Genomic DNA, 18,331 nt, shown 5'->3' with positions numbered 1-18,331 from the left:
CTTTTTTTGGGGGGCGAGTGTGTAGCCGTTGAGTGCTGGAGTCGTCGGGGCAGCGATGATCCGACGGCGTGCTTGGCCGGGCCGAGCACGCCGCACCGCCCAGGCGGGTGGGCCTTCGTCCTCTGTGGGCTGAGTGAAGCCGACGCGGGGTGTGCAGGGTTCGGGACCCGGGCGGTGCTATGTGCGGGGCCTGAGGCGCATGTGCAGCCGTTGCGGGCTGAGTGTGAGGGCCAGGGCGGGGCGGACGGGGCGGCCGGGCAGGGGTTCCAGGCGCCATCGTGCGGCGATCGTGGCCAGGATGATGACGGCTTCGGTGATGCCGAACTGGTCGCCGACGCACTTGCGGGCGCCTCCGCCGAACGGGATGAAGGAGCCGTCCGGTGGGTTGAGGTGGCGGGAGCTGCTCCACCGGTCGGGGTCGAATTGCTCGGGGTTGTCGTACTGGTCGGTTCGGTGGTGGATGAGATAGGGGCTGTAGAAGACGGCCGTGCCGGCGCGGACGGGGTGCGTGCCGAGGTGTGTGTCGGTGGTGGTGGTGCGGCTGACGAGCCAGGCTGGCGGATAGCGTCGCAGGGATTCCATGAGGACGCGGCGTGTGTATTCCAGCCTGGGCACGTCGTCGAGTGTGGCTGCGGCGCCGGCGAGAACGCTGTCGGCCTCGGCGTGGAGCTGTTCTTCGATGTGGGGATGCTGGGCCAGTGCGTGCAGTGCCCATGCCAGGGTGGCGGCCGCGGTCTCGATGCCGGCGAAGAAGAAGGCCATCAGCTGGTCGATGATCTCGGCGTCGGAAAGGTTCTGGTCATGGCCGTCTTCGGGGGGATCTGGGCTGCCGAGGAGTACGGACAGCAGGTCGTCGTGGCCGGTGGCGGCGGAGCGGCGGTCTGCGGTGGCGCGGACCATGGTCCGGCGCAGGCGGGATCGGGCCTGGTAGTAGCGGCGGTTGCCGGGGGTGGGGAGCGTGTTCAGGCGCGGTGGTGTGATCATGCGCCGGAAGATGCCGTCCGTGATGGCGCCGAGGTCCTCCAGTACCTCGGTGATGGCGGTGGGGTTGAGGGTGTCGGCGAACATGGTTGCCACCAGGCCCTGGGCGACGATGTTCTGCATCTCGGTATAGGCGTCGATGGTCTGGCCGTCGGTCCACGAGCCGGTGGCGGTGTCGGTCTGTTCGGTCATCAGGCGGGCGTACGCGGGCAGGCGGGCAGGGTGGAAGGCGGGCTGGACCAGCCGTCGCTGGCGGCGGTGGTCGGTATGGGGGCAGAGGGGCAGGCCGTTGCCCAGGACTTCCCTGCCCTGGTCGAATGCCGGGCCGCCTTTGTCGAAGGTGCGGTCGTTGACCAGGACGTGGCGGGTCAGTCCCGGGTCGCACACCAGAAGGGCCTTCTTGGGGCCGATTCGGATGTGGACCAGGTCTCCGCGGGCGGGCAGTGAGGTGAGGAATTTCAGGGGGTCGCGTACCAGTGGCAGGAGGTGGCCGAGGAGAGGCAGCGCTCCCGGTGCCTGGCTGATCGGAACGTCCGTTGTCATAGCTGTCCACTCTCCGGTCGGCGGTGCGGTGGATGAAGCGGGGACGCGGGGTGCGCGGGGCCGGTTGCTGCGGGTGGAGCCCGGTGCCGGATCCGGGGAGGCGGAACCCGCGACCCCGCCGGTTCAACCCGGTGCGCCCTGGATGCTTGGGGCTTGGCGCGTGCGGGCGTGGAACGGCACTGCCCGGTGACCCGCTGTCCGTCATGGGGCATCCTCGGCGGCGCCGGGCATGGCCGGCGGGGATTCTGTGCGGGGCCTGTGCCGCGGTTGCTGCCGGGGTCGTCAGATGAGTGTGGCGAGGTGCTGCACGGGGCCGGTCGCCGGGTCGCGCGGTCGGTGTAGCGGGCGGTTTCCTCTGCCCAGAGGGCGTTGCCGGTCATCCAGGTCTTGAGTCCTTCGACCATTTCGGTGAGGGCTTGGCGGTCGTCGGGCTGCAGGTGGGGGTAGAGGACGGCCTCGGCGCGGCTCTCGGCGGCGAGGAACCGTCCGACCTGGACGTCGACCCGCTGGGCGACGAGATCGGCGGCTTCCTGCAAGGAGACGTCGAGTTTGCTGGTCAGGACCACGACGTAGTTGCAGAGGTCGTTGAGGCGGATCTCCTTGGGCGCGGAGTACAGGTCGTTGACCCAGGCCACGACGTGGGAGGCGGCTTCGCGGATGGTCGCGACGTCCGGGTTGCGGATCAGGTGTTCGGGCACCGGCCTGGCGGTGGCGACCTCGATGAGGTCGGCGGAGACGTACATGGCACTGGTCAGGAGCCGGTGGGCGCAGTACGCGTCCTCGTCGAAGGGGGTTTCGGAGGAGTTGATCTCCGACTGGCGGACGTGCGAGTAGAGGTAGGCGGTCATGTCGTGGACGAGGCGGTTGGTCCACGCGGCGGTCATGCCCGGCCGGGTGCGGGCCCACAGGTCGGCCAGTCCTTCCCGGATCCTCGACACCGCGAGGACATCGCCCACCCGGTGGCGCCCGGTTCGCGGGGCGGTGCCGAGGAAGGGGGCGATGAACTGGTCGGCGATCTCGGTGGCCACCTCCGGGTCGCGGGCCTCCACCGTGTCGTCCAGGACGTCGTCCAGGATGAAGTAGGCGCTCGTCCAGTCCGCCAGGACGTATAAACGGCCGACGGAGGCGTGGGGACAGACCCGGGCGGCCGGCCTTCCGAGCAGGAACGAGTCGCGGACCTCCCGCACTTTCGGGCTGTTGGCGATCATGCCCATTTCCTGTACCCACGCCTGGGTGTGCTGCTGGGCACGGTCTTCATGGGGGTGGAGCCCGGACAGCAGATCGACGCGGAGCCGAGGGACTGCGAGATCCATGAGCACTCCCTGGCCCTCGTCCTGACAGTGGCGGGGCAGCGGCCCGCCGGTTCCTTTCCTTTCAAGAGAGCCAGTCCCACCCCAGGAAGGGAAGGTCTCGGTAACCAAAAGGGCGTGAACGTGTTGAACGATCCCCGGCAGGCGAACCAGGGGGCGGGCCAGACAAAGGCCCGCTAGGAAAAGCACCCTGAGGGCGGGGGGCGAGGCGGATGGTTCTCGGGGATCGCACGCGGATGCGAACGGGTCGAGGTGTGCTGCCCGTCGTTGCTGGTGGGAGAGGCTTCGGTAAGCTGCGAGGCGGCTAAGAGATCATCTCATTTGGCCGCGCACCGGCCCGGAGTGCCCGGCATCGCCGGTGACGACGCCGTGCATCGCGGGGGACGGTTCCCGTGCATCCGGTCCGCGCCGGATGCACGGGAACCGGAGTGTCCGGCATCGTCCGGCGATGCCGGACGCTCCCGCACGACGGCCCCCGCCTGCCGGTGGAGACCACTCCGTCCAGTGGACCCAGCGGCATCGACCGGCCGGTGGGCTCCACTCGCCGGGGTCCGCTCAGCAGCCGGCCCCCGGGCCGCGGTGCGGTCCGGGCTGCTGCGGGCGGTGCGCCTGCGCCTGCTGGTCGCCCGCGCGCACCGGCCGCGAGGGCTCGTCGGCATCCCCCTGACCGACGTACTGGGCTGCCCGCTCTCGGGCCTGATCCCTCGCCCGCTCGTACGCCTCCTGGATATGGCGCAGCTGTTCGGCGGTGAGGTCGAGGGATTCGACATCGGTGCGTGACTTCTTCAGAGCGCGCACCGCGGTCAGGTCGACCGCTTCCCGGGGTTCGGCCTCCTCCGGCTCCTGGTCGTCGTCGCGGTCGGGCTCGGCGGTGGCCGGGGGTGGGAGGAGCTGTTCCGGCATGGCGGCCTGCTGGTGCGCGGCGATGTCGTACCCCCGCCCGGCCGTGGTGAGGGTGGTGCGGAGTTTCTCGCGGACCACCCCGGCGGCGAGGACGGCCCGGTCGTAGCGCAGCGGGACCCTGGGGATCTCCCACTTCCCCGCCACCTGGTCGGGGAGCCGGAGCACGTGCGGGGCACCTGTGTCGGACGGGACCTCGTCCGGGAGCCCGAGGGTGGCCGGCGTGCCCGTGTCGGGCGGGAGCTGGCGGTCGGCATCCGGGATGGCCGGCCGTCGGCGGGCGGGCTTGAGGTCGGCCTCGGTCCAGCGGGTGGTGTAGAGGCGGTGGGCCATGGTGCCGCTGTGCAGCGTCCCGGAGTCGGTGATGTCGAGGCAGTGCGTGGCGATGGCGGCGTCCACGACCTGGTCGTCGAGGCCGGGTTCCCGGGGGCGGCCCCTCAGGACGAGGGCGAGGTGGCGTCGGGCTTCGGCGAGGAGGTGACGGCGTTGGAAGATGCCGTCCTTGTTCATCACGAACACCACCGCGGCGACGCCGGCGGCGGCCAGGGCGACGTCGACCACGGCCGGGACCCGGGCCAGAACTGTCCGGCAGTGTGCTCGGCTCAGGTGTGGGTGGAGCGGTGTCCGTCGGGGGTGAGGAGGTAGGCGATCGCCATGTCGGTGAGTTCGGCGGCGTAGCGGCGTCTGGCCGTTTCTCCGGTGGCGGGGTCGGGGCGTACGGCGTCGTGGTAGCAGGCGCCGAGGACGGCGCGGGCAGCGGTGTCGAGTGCCTTCTGCGGCTGGGAGCGGCGGATCTGGCCGGTGTACGGGGATGCCGCTTCGAGGAGGAGGCGGTGGAGTGCGGTGATGGTGCGGGCCCCGCGGTCCAGCGACCTGTCCCCCTGTGCGCGCAGCAGCTCCTGGAAGAGGCCGCTGCTGTCGGCGAAGGATTGCAGCAGGGCCTGTGCGTAGGCGTCGATGACGCCTGAGAGTGAGGGCTCGGCTGCCCGCAGGCGCTGGGCCACGTATTCCTCGCGGTGTTCGAGCATTCGCTCGGACAGGGCGGTGATCAGCTGTTCCTTGTCGTCGAAGCGGCGGTAGATCGTGCCGACGGCGACGCCGGCGCGTGCGGCGACGCCGGCCATTGTCAGGTCCTCCAGGCCGTCGGTGGTGGCGATCTCCTCGGCCGCCCGCAGGACGCGGGCCAGGGTCGCGGCGCTGCGGGCCTGCCGGGGTTGCCGGTATGCCGCTGGACGCTCCGGCTCCTCGGTCATGTCCCGCATGGTATCGGCGGCGCTCCTGGCAGGTGCTTTTGGCGGACAGGCCCTTTTGACAACTGGTGCACTCCTCGGCATACCCTCGCTATGCGAACGTGAATTCACATTCACATTCTATCGGAGGTTCCACCATGCCCGACAACCAGACGCTCCCGCCCGTCACCATGACGCCCGAGGAAGGACGCAGCCATCTCCGCGCGCCCCGGGGCGACGGAAAACCCGCGATGCCGGACCACGCCCCGCCCGGCACGGGACGCAAGCTGACCCTGGTCGTCCTCGGCCTGGCAGCGATGATCACCATCATGCTGTGCGCCTTCGCGCTGCCCTCGATCCACAGCGGCCCCGACCGCGTCCCCATCGGCGTCACCGGCCCCGAAGAGATCACGAAGGACCTCCGGCAGAGCACCGACAACGCTGCCTGGGACGTCCGCCCCTACCCGACCGCCACCGCCCTGCAGACCGCGGTCAAGGACCGGGACATAGCCGGCGGCCTCGCCGTCACCGCTCACCACGTCGACGTCTACACGGCCACCGCGGGCAGCCCCTCCGCCACCAGCGCCCTCACCACGCTGGGCGACAACCTCGCCGCACAACAGACCACCCCCGCCACCGTCCACGACCTGGCGCCCTTCACCGAGGACGACCCCCTGGGGGCAGGACTGACCGCCGCACTCCTACCCATGATCCTCGGCGGGATCTTCCCCGCCCTCATCCTCAGCGGGGTCTTCCCCGGACACCGCGCACTGCGCACCCGCATCACGGGAGCCCTCCTGTTCTCCCTGGCGGCAGGCGCCGCCATCACCGCCGTCCTCCAGTTCGCCACCCACTCGATCGACGGGAACTACTGGCTCACCGCCCTCGGCCTCACCCTCGGCACAGCCGCCCTGTCCACCACCCTCCTGGGCCTCCAAGCCCTCCTCGGCATGGCCGGCTTCGCCCTCGGAGCCGGGCTGATGATGCTCCTGGGCAACCCACTCGCCGGCCTGGCCACCGGACCCCACTGGCTCCCCACCGGCTGGGCCACCCTGGGACAGCTCCTCCCCCCAGGAGCCTCCGGCAGCCTCCTGCGCACCAACGCCTTCTTCGACGGCTCAGGCGCAGCCCTCCCCACCCTCACCCTCACCCTCTGGCTCGCCATCGGCACCACCCTCGCCCTCCTCGCCCACCGACGCGGCAGACACCCCGCCACCACCCGCAACGAAACAACCACCACCTGAGCACGGACCGCGCGGCATTCCCACATGTGGACCCCGCAGCTCCAGGTCCGCCCGTGCCCTGTCACCCGTCCGGCCCGGCGGTCTCCGGGCTGATCTGGGAGAGAGCGGCGGCCAGGACGTCGATCGCGTCCAGCGCGTCTTCCGCCGCGCCCGGGCTCCACGCTGTCAGCGAGATGACAGGCGCTTTCGACCGCCAGCTCGGCCCGCTGCTCGACCCCGGGTGCAGCCCGCACGTTCAGTCCCATGTGCCGTTCAACGACGCAGCCGGGCGCATCTCGCGCCTCTCACATCGCGGATACCAGCGTTCATCTACACCTCCGTCCAGGGACGGAAGCCGCCGTCGTGCCGACCGCCCCTCTCGTCGCTCATCCCTTCCCTGCCTTCCCCTTGCTCGCCTCTTCCCTTGTTGACCGCTCCCGCCGTACCACCTCCACTGGGCACTGCACTGTTTCCCCGACACTTTCCGCCCCCGCCCCCGTCGACTTCACTGGGCTCCTCAACGCTCCTGGGGGTCCCTGAGAGAAGTAGTCGGCGCAACCGAACCCCCTTGAACAGGGCACTGACCTGCTGATCTCCCCGCCCTGCCCATGACCGTCGAGGCGACTCGTAGAGCAGCCTGCGGAAGCTGGCGGCGGAAGCTGGCGTTGGGCCGGGACTGGCGTCCCTCGCGAGCGGCCCGGCCCCGGCCGGATCACCGCCGTCGGACCGGCAGGACCGACGGTCGTCGATGTCCTCGTGGTCCTCGGTGAGGATGTCGGCGGTGAAGCGGATGACGGTGCGGGCGATGCCCTCGGCTGCGTCCGGGCCCGCCTGTTCCCAGGTGCGCAGGGCGCTGAGGAAGACGCCTCCGAGGGCATCGAGGGCGAAGGCGTCCGCGCACGCCGCGTCGATGTCCGGGTCGGGCAGGGTGGCGACGTTCACCAGGAGCGCGGGCATCCGCGGTTCGGCAGTGGCGAGGGCGGCGGCGGCTTCGAGGTCGCCGGCCTGCACCTCCAGCAGCTCCGAGCCACCGCCCTCCGCCAGGCCCTCGACGCCCACTACTGGCAACTGCGGCTATTCGGACTTGCGGAATTACAGGTCGGGATCCGGAGTGTTTCTCTGCATGGTTAGGCCAGCCCACTTCGGTCCCACGATCCTGTCTCCCGTCGTCCGCTGCGGACGAGTCGTACTGTCTCGGAGGCATAACGCCAGGTCACAGCCCGCGCGGCTCCGGCCACGGCGGATGGCGTGTGGACTCGACGCCGGAGCGTGGTTTCGCCATCGCACCGGACACCGTCCTGTCGGAGTGCGGGGTGCTCGACACCGGCTCAGGTCTCGGCGGGCAGATGGATCGAGGCCAGTTTGGCAGGGTCGACGACGATGTGTATGCCGGTGATCCGTCCTTCGGTGACGGCGAAGGCGATGAGGGAGAGGGGGGTTCCGTCGGGGTGCCAGGACATGTGGCCGGGGATGCCGTTGACCAGCACGGGCCGATGGCGGGCGACCTCGCCGGAGAACATGCGGGCCCCGGAGGCGACCTTGGTGGCGCCGAGGGTGACGACCATGCCGTCGGATGTGTCGACGGTCAGCTCCACGTTCGGGTCGAGGACACGCAAGAGTCCTTCGAAGTCGCCGCTGCGGGCGGCGGCGCCGAATGCCTGGACGGCCTCTCGGTGCTCGCGGCCGGAGCCCGCCGGTCGGTTCGTGGCGTGGACCTTGCGGCGGGCGCGGCTGGCGACCATCTTGGTGGCGGCGGTGGACTTGCCAAGGATCCGGCCGATTTCGTGGAACGGGACTGCGAACATGTCGTGCAGGACGAACGCCAGGCGCTCGCTCGGGGTGAGCGAGTCGAGCACGACGAGCAGGGCGAGGCCGACCGAATCGGCCAGCGCCGCCTGTTCGTCCGGCGCGGGGTCCTCGTCGGGTATCACCACGAGGTTCGCGAACTCCTGCTCATAGGCGATTTCGGGGTGGGCTCGGCGGGATCTCAGGAGGTCCAGGCTGATTCGGCCGACCACCGTGGTCAGCCAGCCCGCCAGGTTGCCGATGGTCGCCGCGTCCTGACGGACGAGGCGCATCCAGGCTTCCTGGACCACGTCCTCGGCGTCGGCGTGCGAGCCCAGCACCCGGTACGCGACAGCGCGCAGCCGGTCGCGCTGGGCTTCGAACGCCTCAGCCACGAGAGCGGACGGGGGGGCGGTCACGACTTCCGCTGCTGACGGAGCGAGACCCGGTTGCCGTCCGGATCCACCGCCTCGATGCGGACCCCGAACGGATAGTCCACGGGTTCGGGCTCTTCGAAGACGACGCCGCGTCGGCGCATGATCTCGAAGTCTTTCCGCAGGTCCTTGGATTCGAGGATCAGCGGACCGGGCGCGCCCGTGCCTCCCGGCTGTCCTGCGGCCGGCGCGTGGGACCACAGGATGATCTGCACCGGGCTGTCGGGAACCCCGACGGTAAGGAAACGTCCGTCGGGCCCGGGGAAGTCGAGCTGCTTCTCCAGACCGAGTCCCTCGGTGTAGAACTCCAGCGCGCGGTCCTGATCCGTGACGTAGATCGTCACGTACATGATCTCGTTCAGCATCCTGCTCTCGATCCACTCGTCGATGCGACCGTTCGTGTGCGGTCGTCGCTCTCATGACGAGTGCCGACGGGAGAAGGTAACAAGACCGGTCCGCGGGGGCGGAAACGGAATACGCCTCACCGCTGATGCCTGAGAAGCATCGGGCGGGCTTCGTCTCGCTCTGCGGTCCCTGGGGCCGGACAGGTTCTCTGTGCGACCCCGTCGCCGAGACAGGGTTCGTGTTCGGCGGACCGCCGGTCCGGTGAAGGGATCTTGCTGATGGTCAAGCCCAGCAGCAAGATCCTTCAAGGCCGGTGAGCACGCCCAGTAGTTGGTGCGCAGCTCTTCCCGCTCCCCCGCGTCCCCGCCCGGAGGCCGGGACGCAGCCAGCTCGCCGGGACCTGCCGGGGGCCGCCGGACCGGGCGCAGAGGTTGGTGGGCGGGGCCGGACGGCAAGGCCGGGCACCGCCGCGGCGGTAGCCGGGCTCCGGGCCGCCCGGCGCGGTCTCGCGCGTCGCCACCGCTCGCGCGGGCCCGCCGGATGGAGCCGTGGAGAAGGTTGTTGCCCGCTGGGCGGGAGGAAGAACACAGGTTCGTTGCCGGGGCCTGTGCGGGGCCGCCGGGTCGGGGACCCTGCCGGAGAAGCCCCCTGCGACTTCAGGAGAGTGCGCCCGTGCTGGACCCCGAGGTGGAGATGCTGATCGAGTCGGACACCACGGCGTATGTGCTGTGGCGGGCCCTGGGCGAGGCGGTCCCCACCCACCCGCTCACCCCACGGCCGGTGCGGGAGGACACCGCAGTCGCGCTCCTGTCCGTCCAGGACACCAGCGACGTCCTGCTCCGGACCCGGGTCCCGATCCCCTGGAACCGGCCGAGCGAGGCGCACCTCGCGCAGCGGCTGGCACCACTCCTGCCACGGCTGGCCGAGACCTTCCGGGGACTGGACGGTCTCGCGCCGCTGTTCATGACGGTGTCGGTCGGATGGGCGGACGGTGTGATCCCGCTGGACGAACGGCTCGCGTCGGGGCTCGTGACCCTGGCCCGACAAGCGGTGGCGACCGGGTCCGGCGTCTACGGCGACCATCTCGCCGGAGCGTGCGGGCACTGCGCAGGCACCGGACGTGCCGCAGCATCTGGCAGATCCCAAGCAGGGACTGAGCCGGTACGCCGTCGACCCGCCCCTGCCACCGGGGACCCGGACCGGGGAGTGCGCGACATCGCCGGGCACGGCACGGGCGGGTACTCGGCATCGTCACTGCGGGCACCGGCTGGGATGTCCCGCACTCACCGCTGACGTGCCATGCGAGCCTCCGGCGCTCAAGAACGGAATCGGTCCGCGCGGTGGCACGGGGACTTCGGGGTCCGTCCCGCTGCGCGGTCCGATGGCTTCCCGGCCGCCGGTGAGGGTTTCCGGTCAGGGCCGCCGACGGAACCCAGCCGCGGCGGTGCTTTTCGGCTCCCGGTCGTGTGCGTGCGGGGTTTGGCGTCCGGGGGTGGCGGGGACTCCAGACGCCGGAGGTGGGGCGGGATGAAGCGGATACCGCGGATTCGGACCGCAGGACGGACCCGGGCACGGGTATGGAGGTGGAGGGTGCTGGGGGGCGCGGGTGCGGTGGTGTGCGCGATGATGGCGATCGGAGCGGTGTGGACGAGTGTCGGCCCGGTCGGCGCGGCGGCCGGTATCGGGCCGGCCGACGGCGTGTTCACCGTGTCACGCTGCTACGCCACCGAAACGAACCGCAGGTGCGAGGGCTCCTTCGCCCCCGCCGACGGCACGGAACACCGAAACGGGGTGGAGTTGGGTTCGCCCCGGGAGCCGTACACCGGAGGAGAACAGGTGGAGGTCCGGCTGGCCGAAGCCACCGCCTACGAACGCTCCGCCGTCACCGTAGCTTTCACCATCGCGCTGGCCCTGCTCCTGGCCGGCCTGTACGGCGCGACGGCCGCCTGGCTCGGCAAGTCCGCCCGGCGCGGCAGATTCGCGGGCCTCGGCCTCTACGCCGCCGTCATGGCCGTCACAAGCTCCGCCGCGTTGTCTCTTCTCCTCGTGACCGGCCTCCTCGACTGGCTCCTCACCTGACCATCCCCGCCCACCAGGTCGCGACGGCGGCGAGTTCGGACGAGGCCGTCTGAACCGGGCACGAAGTGGTTCGGCATCGCGGTCCACACCACCAAGAGGAGGCAGCACCCGGCGTCCGCCGGCGCGGCAACGACATCCTGATCACCTCCTCCCCCGCCGAGATAACGGCATTCCGGCCGCGCGGCAGCTGCGCCGCGCAACGACGACGGCGACGGCGACGGCGACGGCGACGGCGACGGGCGGGGGTTGACCGATCTCAGCTCGGCACTCCCGGTGCTCCGCGCACATCGGATGCGCACCGAGCACCCGGCGCGTGGTCAGATGCGGTGCCGGATGCGGTCCAGGTCCGCGTCGAGGACGGCGAGGTCGGGGTGGTCGCGGAGCTGCCGCTCGCGGGACCACGCGGCGAGGTCGGCCTTGTGGGCGGCCCGTACGGTGTCGTAGCTGGCGCCGGTGAGGGTGGCGATCAGGCCCATCTGGGTGTCGTCGAGGCCGTGGTACCGGTTGGCGGGCGCGTACATGATGGCGGCATCGGCCGCGCACTCGAATCCGGCCGCGGCGAGCTTTGCGTGGAGCCGGCGCCGGAACGGGGTGTCCTGGTCCTCCCAGCAGGGACCCCCAGCCGTCGTTCCCGGGGTCGTCGGGGCCGGGGCCGATGATGGGCATGCGCCATCCCTTTCCATAGGTCGGTCGGGGTATGCGGTCGGGGTACGCGGGGTCTGACCGCGTCGTCGCCACAGCCAGACGTTGGAGTGGCGGATCCGGGACAGGGCGCGGGCATCGCGGCGCGCGGCGGCGTTGCCGATCCGGTTCTGCGGGGACCGGGGCCGGCGTGACTGCCCGGCGGCAAGCCGGCGGCGTCCGGCGTCCCGGAGCCGCCGCCGGTGCTTACGCAGTTCGGCCTTCCTGACCGCCTTCGACTTCGGTGTCGGGTCGACTGCCAGCCAATCAGCCGCCGCCGGTCTATGCCCGCGATCGCCATCACAGGCCGTCGGCCGGGGGTCACCTCGCGCGGCTCCCACGCCTACCCGAGTGGACGCCTCCTCCGTGGAGTGAAGGGTGTAGAGGGTGACGGCCACGACGATGTGGGCCAGCATCGAGTCCGACGACAGGTTTCCCCACGACCCGTCGTGCGGCCGCCGGGCACGGATCGACACCATCGCATGATTTGGGATACGCGTGCCGTCTCTCCATGACCCTGACGTACCGCCAGCAGGCCAGTGCGCTCAGGTGTGCGTTCTGGTCCGTGGAAGCATGGGACAGAATCAGGCGTCTTGGAATGAGACAGGCGCGAGCCGTCTCCAGCCTCATCCGTCACCCCGCCCGGATCACAGGACTCAGATCAACCGACAGGCACTTCGGCAACACACCGACACGCGGAAGAAAGGCATCCACAACTGGGCACTAAAGGCGAAATCAACCTCTGGGGGTACGTCGAGGTGGCCTTCGCACTGGTGAAACTGGCGGACGGCTTTCAGTCCTCGGCGGAAAAGATGCAATACGGATCGTCACACCGATCTCCTTGGATCGCCACCGGTGGAGCGTTGCGCTCATGGCCTATCGGACTTCCGGGGTGCTCAATGCCTTCTCGATGGCTGCGGCCATGGCGTGATGCTCGGCCGGGGCGGTGAGTTCCGCGTCCGGGCGGAGCATGCCGGGGCCGCCGATCAACGGGCCGCCAGGATGGTGTGGCGCCAAGTTGAAGTGAAGGTGGGGCACGCGGTCGCCGAACACGTACACATATACCTTGTCCGCCGTGGTGGCGGTCTGGATACCGGCCGTGGCCCGGGACAAGGCCGGTCCCAGGGATGCCGCTTCCGGCCCGTCGAGGTCGGTGATGAAGGGGATGTGGCGTAGGGGTTCAAGGTGGGCGAAGCCCGCCACGGCACCCTGCAGGACGATGGAGAGCCGCCAGTGCTCATCCTGCCATACGCGGCGGCGTTGGAAGAAGGCATCCGCCTCCTCCACGTGGCACAGCATGCACGGATCTTCGTTCATCACCGAAGCGTCCCTTCTATACCGTATGTTGGTCGAGCTGTGCGGCATGTCAGTCGAGTTGTGTGACGCAGGTGCTCACAGAGTATTGCCCGTGCCAGGTAGTGCCCGATCTAATCGGCGTATGGAACGGCGTTATGGTCTGAACTTCATCAACGGCGAGTGGCGTCCAGCTACCGACGGCAGCACAGTTCCCAACATCAACCCGTCGTGCGTCGACGATGTCATTGGTCAATTCGCCGACTCCACCGCCGAGGACGCCTCGGTCGCCGTGGAAGCGGCTGAAGAAGCTGGCGCCACATGGCGCGACCTCGGCCCGGTCGCCCGCGGGGCGCTGATCTACCGCTCCGCTGAGTTGCTTGCCGAACGTGCCACGGAGTTCGCGGCGGCGATCGTCCGGGAGCAAGGCAAACTGACTCGTGAGGCCCTGGCGGAGGTCACCCGTAGCGGCGAGATCCTCAAGTTCCTTGCTGGCGAGGCACGGCGGTTGAACGGTGCCACGATGCCAGCCGACGACTCTCGTACGTTTGCCTACACATACCGGGCTCCGCTGGGCGCGGTCGGCCTGATCACGCCGTGGAACTTTCCGCTCGCCATACCAGCGTGGAAGACGGCGGCCGCGCTGGTGGCCGGTTGCACCGTGGTGTTGAAGCCGTCGCCTCTCGCCCCATGGACGTCGGCGCTCCTTGCTGAGGTGTTCCACGAGGCCGGCCTGCCGGCCGGAGTGCTAAATTTGCTCCTTGGTGGCAGGGAAGCAGGCACGGCGATCGTGGCTCATCCGCGAATTGCTGGAGTTTCCTTCACCGGATCCGTTCCGGTGGGGCTGGCCATCCAGACTGCGGCGGCGCCGCGGCTGCTGCCCACGCAGTTGGAGCTCGGCGGCAACAACGCAGTACTGGTGCTGCCCGACGCCGATCTGGACGCGGCCGCCGACGCCGTGGTCTCGGGAGCATTCGGGCAGGCCGGGCAGCGGTGCAGCGCCACGAGCCGGGTCATCGTGGACACTGCGGTCTTTGACAAGCTGCTGACGGCCCTAGTGGAGCGTGCGCGCCGACTACGGGTGGGCCCGGCGGACAACGCGGGCACTGACATGGGACCAGTGGTCAGCGACAGTGCGCTGCGCCGGTGCCGCTCCGCCGTCGAGCAGGCACGTGCCCACGGGGCGCGGATCCGCTCGGGTGACGAGCCGCTGCCCGCAGAACTGCCCGCCGGGCACTTCATGCGCCCCGTGGTGATGTCTGATGTGCCGGCCGATTCGGATCTCGTCCGCGGTGAGGTATTCGGACCAGTGGTATCGGTCATCGTCGCCAAGGGCGCGGCCGAGGCTGTCAGCATCGCGAACTCCGTTCCCTATGGGCTGTCCGCCGCCGTGTTCACCCGCGACTTGGCAAGCGCACACGATACGGTGCAGCGGCTGAAGGCAGGCATGGTGCACGTCAACCGCCCGACGGTGGGGGCGTACGCACACATGCCTCACATGGGCACCAAGATGTCGCAGTTCGGGCCTCCTGAGTGCTCTCCCGAGGTGATGGACTTTTTCACGGAGCTGCGGTCGGTGTGCCTCAGATACTGACGGGTTTGTCAAACTGGAGATGCCAGTGGTACGAGCCGGAGGCACTGTGCTCGCGATCCACGGCGGACAGCAGGGCCAACCCAGGGTGCAGTGCAAGCAGGTCGTCGGCATCGCAGTACAGGTGGGGGTGGGCTTTGTCCTGAGGACCGCCCGGCTGGACGAAGGTGTCGGCTGCGATCTCCTGTCCTTTGCCGAACTCAACGTTGCGCTTGGACAACATGGTGCTCAGGTAGCGGCCGCCCGGGCGCAGCACCCGTGTCACCTCGGCGATCGCCCGGGCGGCATCCTCGGCGGTGCCGTGATAGACGACGTTCCAGGCGACGACGAAGTCGAAACTGCCTCCAGGGAAGGGCAAGGAAGTCATGTCGGCGGACCGCAACTCAACTGTCGCTCCGCGGCGGTTGGCCTCCTGGAGGACGCGCTCGAGGCCAGCCTCACTGCGGTCGACGCCGTAAGACTCAAAGCCGAGACTCGCCAGCGCCAGCGTGTGCCGTCCGACCCCGCAGCCGACGTCCAGGCTGCGCTGGCCGCCTCGGTCACGAATGCGAGTGCCGACGGCGACGACGTCGGGGTCGGCCCGCGACCACTCTGCGATCGCCGGATCCTGCCGCCATTGCTGGTCCCAGTGCTCGTAGGCGCCCGTGGTACCCGTTCCGGTCTGGCTCACTGCAGGTTCTCCTCGTCGCTCGTCGCTGGGGCTGCGCTGGTTCGGCGCTGGCCAATCACGGTGCCCTCACGGTCGAGATCGAGGCCGCGGGCTATCGCGGCTCCCCGGCTCGCCGCAGTGATCGCACCGCTTCCGTTGGTCATGGTTGTCATAAAGTCGGAGAACCAGGGGTCAGGAGCATTAATTTCCTCACCTGCTGCGCGCATCAGCGTCAGCCACCGGCGCCGGTGCTGGTTACCGATGACCACATGCAGATGGGAGGCGAGGAAGCGCTGGTCCCAGCCTTCGGACAGATCTGGTGTGCCGTACATCCGGTTGAAGTGGTCGGCCAGCCGGCGCGCATGGTCCTCCGCCTTGCCGGGGAACATCGGCGCGAGCACCGGATCCGCCGTCGCCAGCTGGTAGAAGGCCGAGCACAGCCTTTGGAAGAAGTTCGCGCCGCCCACTTCCCGATAGAATTCGCGCGCTATGTCGCGTGCTTGGTCCTTCGTCATCTCCTCCAGCAGCAGCACCCGGCCGCCGCTGGTCACCACGTGTTTGCGGACCATCGAATCCTCCTCGAGTCAGTCGGCGGTGGGGGGCTGCTCCGGTTCGGGGCGCGACCTAGAACCCTTCTTGTTGCGTTCTCGCTGCTCGCGGACGTACGCCGCACGGTTCTGTGGGTCCTGCTTGCGCTTGCGCCAGCTCACGAACTCCTTCCAGACGCCGTCTGGGAAATTGGCAACGCCGCGGTACGTCGCCGCCGGGCGTCGTGCCATCTGCACGGTGCTGCGGGCGATCGGCTGGACAGCCATGATCGGTATGTGCCGGTGGAATCGCACTATGCGGTTTTGCTGGGTCAGGCGCACCATCGTCGGCAAGTAGGCGCGGTACCAGTCAGTTTCGATGATGCCTTCGAGGATCTGGTGATCGCCCGCCCGCGGCCAGTTAGGGACGTCGCGCACGAGCAGCCAGAGGTTCGCCGGGGTTCGGGCTAGCAGTCCGGTGATCACCTCCAACATGTGCGGGTTGCGCGGGTCGGCCTGGATGAATGGCGGCGCACCGCCGTACTTGTCGAACACGTCCACACCCTCAAGCCCGGCCTTCTCCGCTGAGGCCCGGACGGCGGCTGCCTGCGGCAGCATCCCGTCCTGGGCACCGCTGAGGGACTGCCAGGCGACCGGGTCGTTTCCGTCGAGCAGGGACCACTCGCTGCCCAAGCCGTCCCAGCGCACCGCGAAATCGACCGGCGGGTAGATGTGCCAGCCGAACCCGGAGGCGGCCGTAATGGGAGAGCAGACCCGGGCCGCACGAGCCGACAAGGACCCCTTCAGATCCGGTGACCCCAGCTCGGGCTCGCGGACCTCTTCGTACAGGGAGAAGAACTCAATATCCGGTGAAGCCCCGTTCGCGGTCGTCATCGGTCGGCCCCTTCCAGCATCGTGGTCTCGGATGGCTGACTCTCTCGGCGTGCCTTGTCCTGCGCGTAGAGCCGTATCAGATCCGGCATCTCGTACTGGTCGGGCGCCATCGGCAGGATCATGCTGGCCTCGGCGAGTGAAGCGAGCAGTCGCCCACTATCCACTTCGCCCATCGCTGACTCCGCAGCGATCGAGCACGAGTTGATCTGCTGCGGGAAGCCCCGGCCGAGCCGTTTGAAGAACTGCTGCTCGCCGTGCCGCAGCCGGGTGTACGACCGGTCGAGCGACACTCGTACCGACGCCCCGGCGTCCTGGCCCACCTCCAACAGGCGAAGGCCGTCCACTCCACACAGGCCGTTCAGCAGATCGCCCACTTCGCCCGGGGACTCACGGCGCAGGCGGGTGGCTGCGATCCGCAAGGCCAGCGGCAGCCCGCTGCACAGGTGGTTCAACCGGGCGACGTTCTCCGGTTCAGCAGCCACTCGCTCCGAGCCGAGCAGCCGTTCCATCAACGCTTGTGAGTCCTGAGTGCTCAGACCGCGGAGCCCTAGGTGTTGGAACCCGTCCCGGGCCTGCAAACCGCTGAGCCGGTGTCGGCTGGTCAGCACGAGCAGACTTGACCGGTGGCCGGGTACTAGAGGGCGTACCTGCTCGGCGCTGTACACGTCGTCGAGGATGATCAGCATTTTGCGGTTGCTCAGCATGGTGCGGTACAAGCTCGCCGCCTCGCCCGGACAGTCTGGAATCTCACGTCTGGGGAGGCCGAGTGTGTGCAGGAACCGGGTAAGGATACGCAGCGGACTCACCGGTGAGTTGGGGCAGTGCCCCCGCATGTCCGCAAACAGTTGGCCGTCAGGGAACTGCCGGATGTTCCGGTGTGCCCAGCGGATGACCGTCGCGGTCTTGCCAGCTCCAGCGGGTCCGCTCAGCGCGATCGGCGCTTGCAAGTCCTCGCCACCCGAGCGCAGTGTGTCCAGAGCTGCCAGTTCGAACTCGCGGCCGGTGAAGCTGGGAATATCCGCTGGCAGTTCGGCAGGCACCTGCACTGGTGCGATCGCACGGTTACCACTCGGTAAGTCGAGTTGGGTCTCGCGGTTCAGTACGGAACGCAGCAGCCGCTGCAGCTCCTCACCAGGTTCGAGCCCCAGTTCCTCAACGAGGGTGTTCCGGCACTCGTGGAAGACCCTGACGGCGCCAGCCGGGTCGCCGGAGCGGTAGAGCGCGAGCATCTGGAAGGCCCTGAGCCGCTCTCGCAGCGGGTCCGCCGAGACGAGCTCGTCGAGTTCACCGAGCAGCTGGTAGTGGCGGCCGAAGCGGAGGTCGACCTCAAGGCGGTCTTCCAGGGCTGCCATGTAGATGGTGTGCCAGCGGTCTCTCTCTCGGGCTAGCCTGGGCGCCTCGGCATCCTCGAGTGCCTTACCATTCCACATCCCTGTCGCCGCCCGTAGATCGCGGTCCGCCCGCTCGAGGTCCCCTTGGGCTAGCGCGGTGCTGCCGCTTGCTGCCAGCGTGGCGAAGCGGTCGCTGTCCAGCTCGGCGGGCTCCACGCGTAGGATGTAGCCTGGTGGCTGAAAGCGGAGCCGCTCACCGTCCGGGTCGGCGTTGTCAAGCAGCTTCCGCAGCCGTGAGATCTGCCACTGCAGTCCGGCTTTCGCCGTCCGCGGAGGCTTGGTCGCCCACAGTGCCTCGTTGAGGTGACTTATCGGTACGGTGCGGTTGCCGTACAGCAGCAGGGCGGCCAGCAGGCCGCGTTGCATGGTGCCAGCCAGGGGGATCGGTCGGCCGCCGACCAGCATCTGCACAGGCCCCAGAATCCGGAATTCCAGTAACGCTTGCCCTTGTAGCCCTGCTGTGGGCTTATCCTGCA

At 69.2% G+C, this 18,331-nt stretch carries 17 protein-coding genes and 2 pseudogenes; 4 read left to right on the top strand and 15 right to left on the bottom strand.

The features are described from left to right. Positions 1-177: 177 nt before the first annotated feature. The 4 genes from OG711_RS38185 to OG711_RS38170 all read right to left on the bottom strand — a co-directional run bounded on the left by OG711_RS38185 (position 178) and on the right by OG711_RS38170 (position 4,987). Positions 178-1,524, bottom strand: a complete 1,347-nt coding sequence (locus OG711_RS38185; RefSeq protein ID WP_073792690.1) for a cytochrome P450 — start codon at positions 1,522-1,524, stop codon at positions 178-180. Beyond that, positions 1,521-2,837 (bottom strand): terpene synthase family protein, encoded by a 1,317-nt coding sequence (locus OG711_RS38180; protein WP_329557940.1) that lies wholly within the window; start codon positions 2,835-2,837, stop codon positions 1,521-1,523. Before OG711_RS38180 ends, OG711_RS38185 begins: the two co-directional genes overlap by 4 nt. Before the next feature lie 552 nt (positions 2,838-3,389). Beyond that, positions 3,390-4,295 (bottom strand): hypothetical protein, encoded by a 906-nt coding sequence (locus tag OG711_RS38175; protein ID WP_329557941.1) that lies wholly within the window; start codon positions 4,293-4,295, stop codon positions 3,390-3,392. A 41-nt stretch (positions 4,296-4,336) separates the two neighbouring features. After that, positions 4,337-4,987, bottom strand: a complete 651-nt coding sequence (locus OG711_RS38170; protein ID WP_329557942.1) for a TetR/AcrR family transcriptional regulator — start codon at positions 4,985-4,987, stop codon at positions 4,337-4,339. 134 nt (positions 4,988-5,121) lie between these two features. Between OG711_RS38170 and OG711_RS38165 the strand changes: the two genes are divergently transcribed. Then, a complete protein-coding gene (locus OG711_RS38165; protein ID WP_329557943.1) occupies positions 5,122-6,207 on the top strand; it encodes a hypothetical protein in 1,086 nt (361 codons plus the stop codon). Positions 6,208-6,516: 309 nt separating this feature from the next. Here the strand turns inward: OG711_RS38165 and OG711_RS38160 are convergent, their stop codons facing one another. From OG711_RS38160 to OG711_RS38150, 3 genes are all read right to left on the bottom strand, one after another. Continuing rightward, a complete protein-coding gene (locus OG711_RS38160) occupies positions 6,517-7,254 on the bottom strand; it encodes a hypothetical protein (protein ID WP_329557944.1) in 738 nt (245 codons plus the stop codon). Positions 7,255-7,514: 260 nt separating this feature from the next. Next, positions 7,515-8,390, bottom strand: coding sequence for a sigma-70 family RNA polymerase sigma factor (locus OG711_RS38155; protein ID WP_329557945.1), 876 nt, complete (start codon positions 8,388-8,390; stop codon positions 7,515-7,517). Further along, positions 8,387-8,770, bottom strand: coding sequence for a VOC family protein (locus OG711_RS38150; protein WP_073792685.1), 384 nt, complete (start codon positions 8,768-8,770; stop codon positions 8,387-8,389). The genes OG711_RS38155 and OG711_RS38150 overlap by 4 nt, the downstream gene beginning before the upstream one ends. A 652-nt stretch (positions 8,771-9,422) precedes the next feature. On the opposite strand from OG711_RS38150, the gene OG711_RS38145 reads away from it, so the two are divergent. Both OG711_RS38145 and OG711_RS38140 read left to right on the top strand, forming a co-directional pair. Continuing rightward, on the top strand, positions 9,423-10,043 hold the full coding sequence (locus OG711_RS38145) for a hypothetical protein (protein ID WP_329557946.1): 621 nt from the start codon (positions 9,423-9,425) through the stop codon (positions 10,041-10,043). Between the two features lie 297 nt (positions 10,044-10,340). Continuing rightward, complete coding sequence (locus OG711_RS38140; protein ID WP_329557947.1) at positions 10,341-10,829, top strand: hypothetical protein; 489 nt, start codon at positions 10,341-10,343, stop codon at positions 10,827-10,829. A gap of 317 nt (positions 10,830-11,146) precedes the next feature. On the opposite strand, the gene OG711_RS38135 is transcribed toward OG711_RS38140, so the two are convergent. The 4 genes and pseudogenes from OG711_RS38135 to OG711_RS38120 form a co-directional block, all read right to left on the bottom strand. Next, the gene (locus OG711_RS38135; RefSeq protein WP_329557948.1) at positions 11,147-11,350 is read right to left on the bottom strand and encodes a hypothetical protein; all 204 of its coding nucleotides are present in this window, start codon (positions 11,348-11,350) and stop codon (positions 11,147-11,149) included. A gap of 213 nt (positions 11,351-11,563) precedes the next feature. Further along, positions 11,564-11,758 (bottom strand): annotated as a pseudogene (locus tag OG711_RS38130) (hypothetical protein); the annotation flags it as partial. Further along, positions 11,752-11,998, bottom strand: a pseudogene (locus OG711_RS38125) (MobF family relaxase); the annotation flags it as partial. The pseudogenes OG711_RS38130 and OG711_RS38125, both read right to left, overlap by 7 nt. 388 nt (positions 11,999-12,386) lie before the next feature. Continuing rightward, complete coding sequence (locus OG711_RS38120; protein ID WP_329563536.1) at positions 12,387-12,827, bottom strand: hypothetical protein; 441 nt, start codon at positions 12,825-12,827, stop codon at positions 12,387-12,389. A gap of 121 nt (positions 12,828-12,948) precedes the next feature. Between OG711_RS38120 and OG711_RS38115 the strand changes: the two genes are divergently transcribed. After that, positions 12,949-14,397, top strand: a complete 1,449-nt coding sequence (locus OG711_RS38115; protein ID WP_329563534.1) for an aldehyde dehydrogenase family protein — start codon at positions 12,949-12,951, stop codon at positions 14,395-14,397. On the opposite strand, the gene OG711_RS38110 is transcribed toward OG711_RS38115, so the two are convergent. Genes OG711_RS38110 through OG711_RS38095 form a run of 4 tightly spaced genes read right to left on the bottom strand, consistent with a single transcriptional unit; the run spans position 14,387 to position 18,260 of the window. Beyond that, a complete protein-coding gene (locus OG711_RS38110) occupies positions 14,387-15,064 on the bottom strand; it encodes a class I SAM-dependent methyltransferase (protein WP_329563532.1) in 678 nt (225 codons plus the stop codon). The two genes, OG711_RS38115 and OG711_RS38110, sit on opposite strands and share 11 nt — an antisense overlap. Next, positions 15,061-15,612, bottom strand: a complete 552-nt coding sequence (locus OG711_RS38105; protein ID WP_329563530.1) for a globin domain-containing protein — start codon at positions 15,610-15,612, stop codon at positions 15,061-15,063. The genes OG711_RS38110 and OG711_RS38105 overlap by 4 nt, the downstream gene beginning before the upstream one ends. Before the next feature lie 15 nt (positions 15,613-15,627). Continuing rightward, a complete protein-coding gene (locus OG711_RS38100) occupies positions 15,628-16,464 on the bottom strand; it encodes a DUF6065 family protein (protein ID WP_329563528.1) in 837 nt (278 codons plus the stop codon). Next, positions 16,461-18,260, bottom strand: coding sequence for an AfsR/SARP family transcriptional regulator (locus OG711_RS38095; protein WP_329564254.1), 1,800 nt, complete (start codon positions 18,258-18,260; stop codon positions 16,461-16,463). The genes OG711_RS38100 and OG711_RS38095 overlap by 4 nt, the downstream gene beginning before the upstream one ends. Positions 18,261-18,331: the final 71 nt, after the last annotated feature.

The sequence above is a fragment of the Streptomyces uncialis genome (assembly GCF_036250755.1).
Taxonomy (GTDB): domain Bacteria; phylum Actinomycetota; class Actinomycetes; order Streptomycetales; family Streptomycetaceae; genus Streptomyces; species Streptomyces uncialis.
The sequence above is the reverse complement of the archived record's forward strand: the minus strand, read 5'-3'. Positions and strand labels throughout refer to the sequence as shown.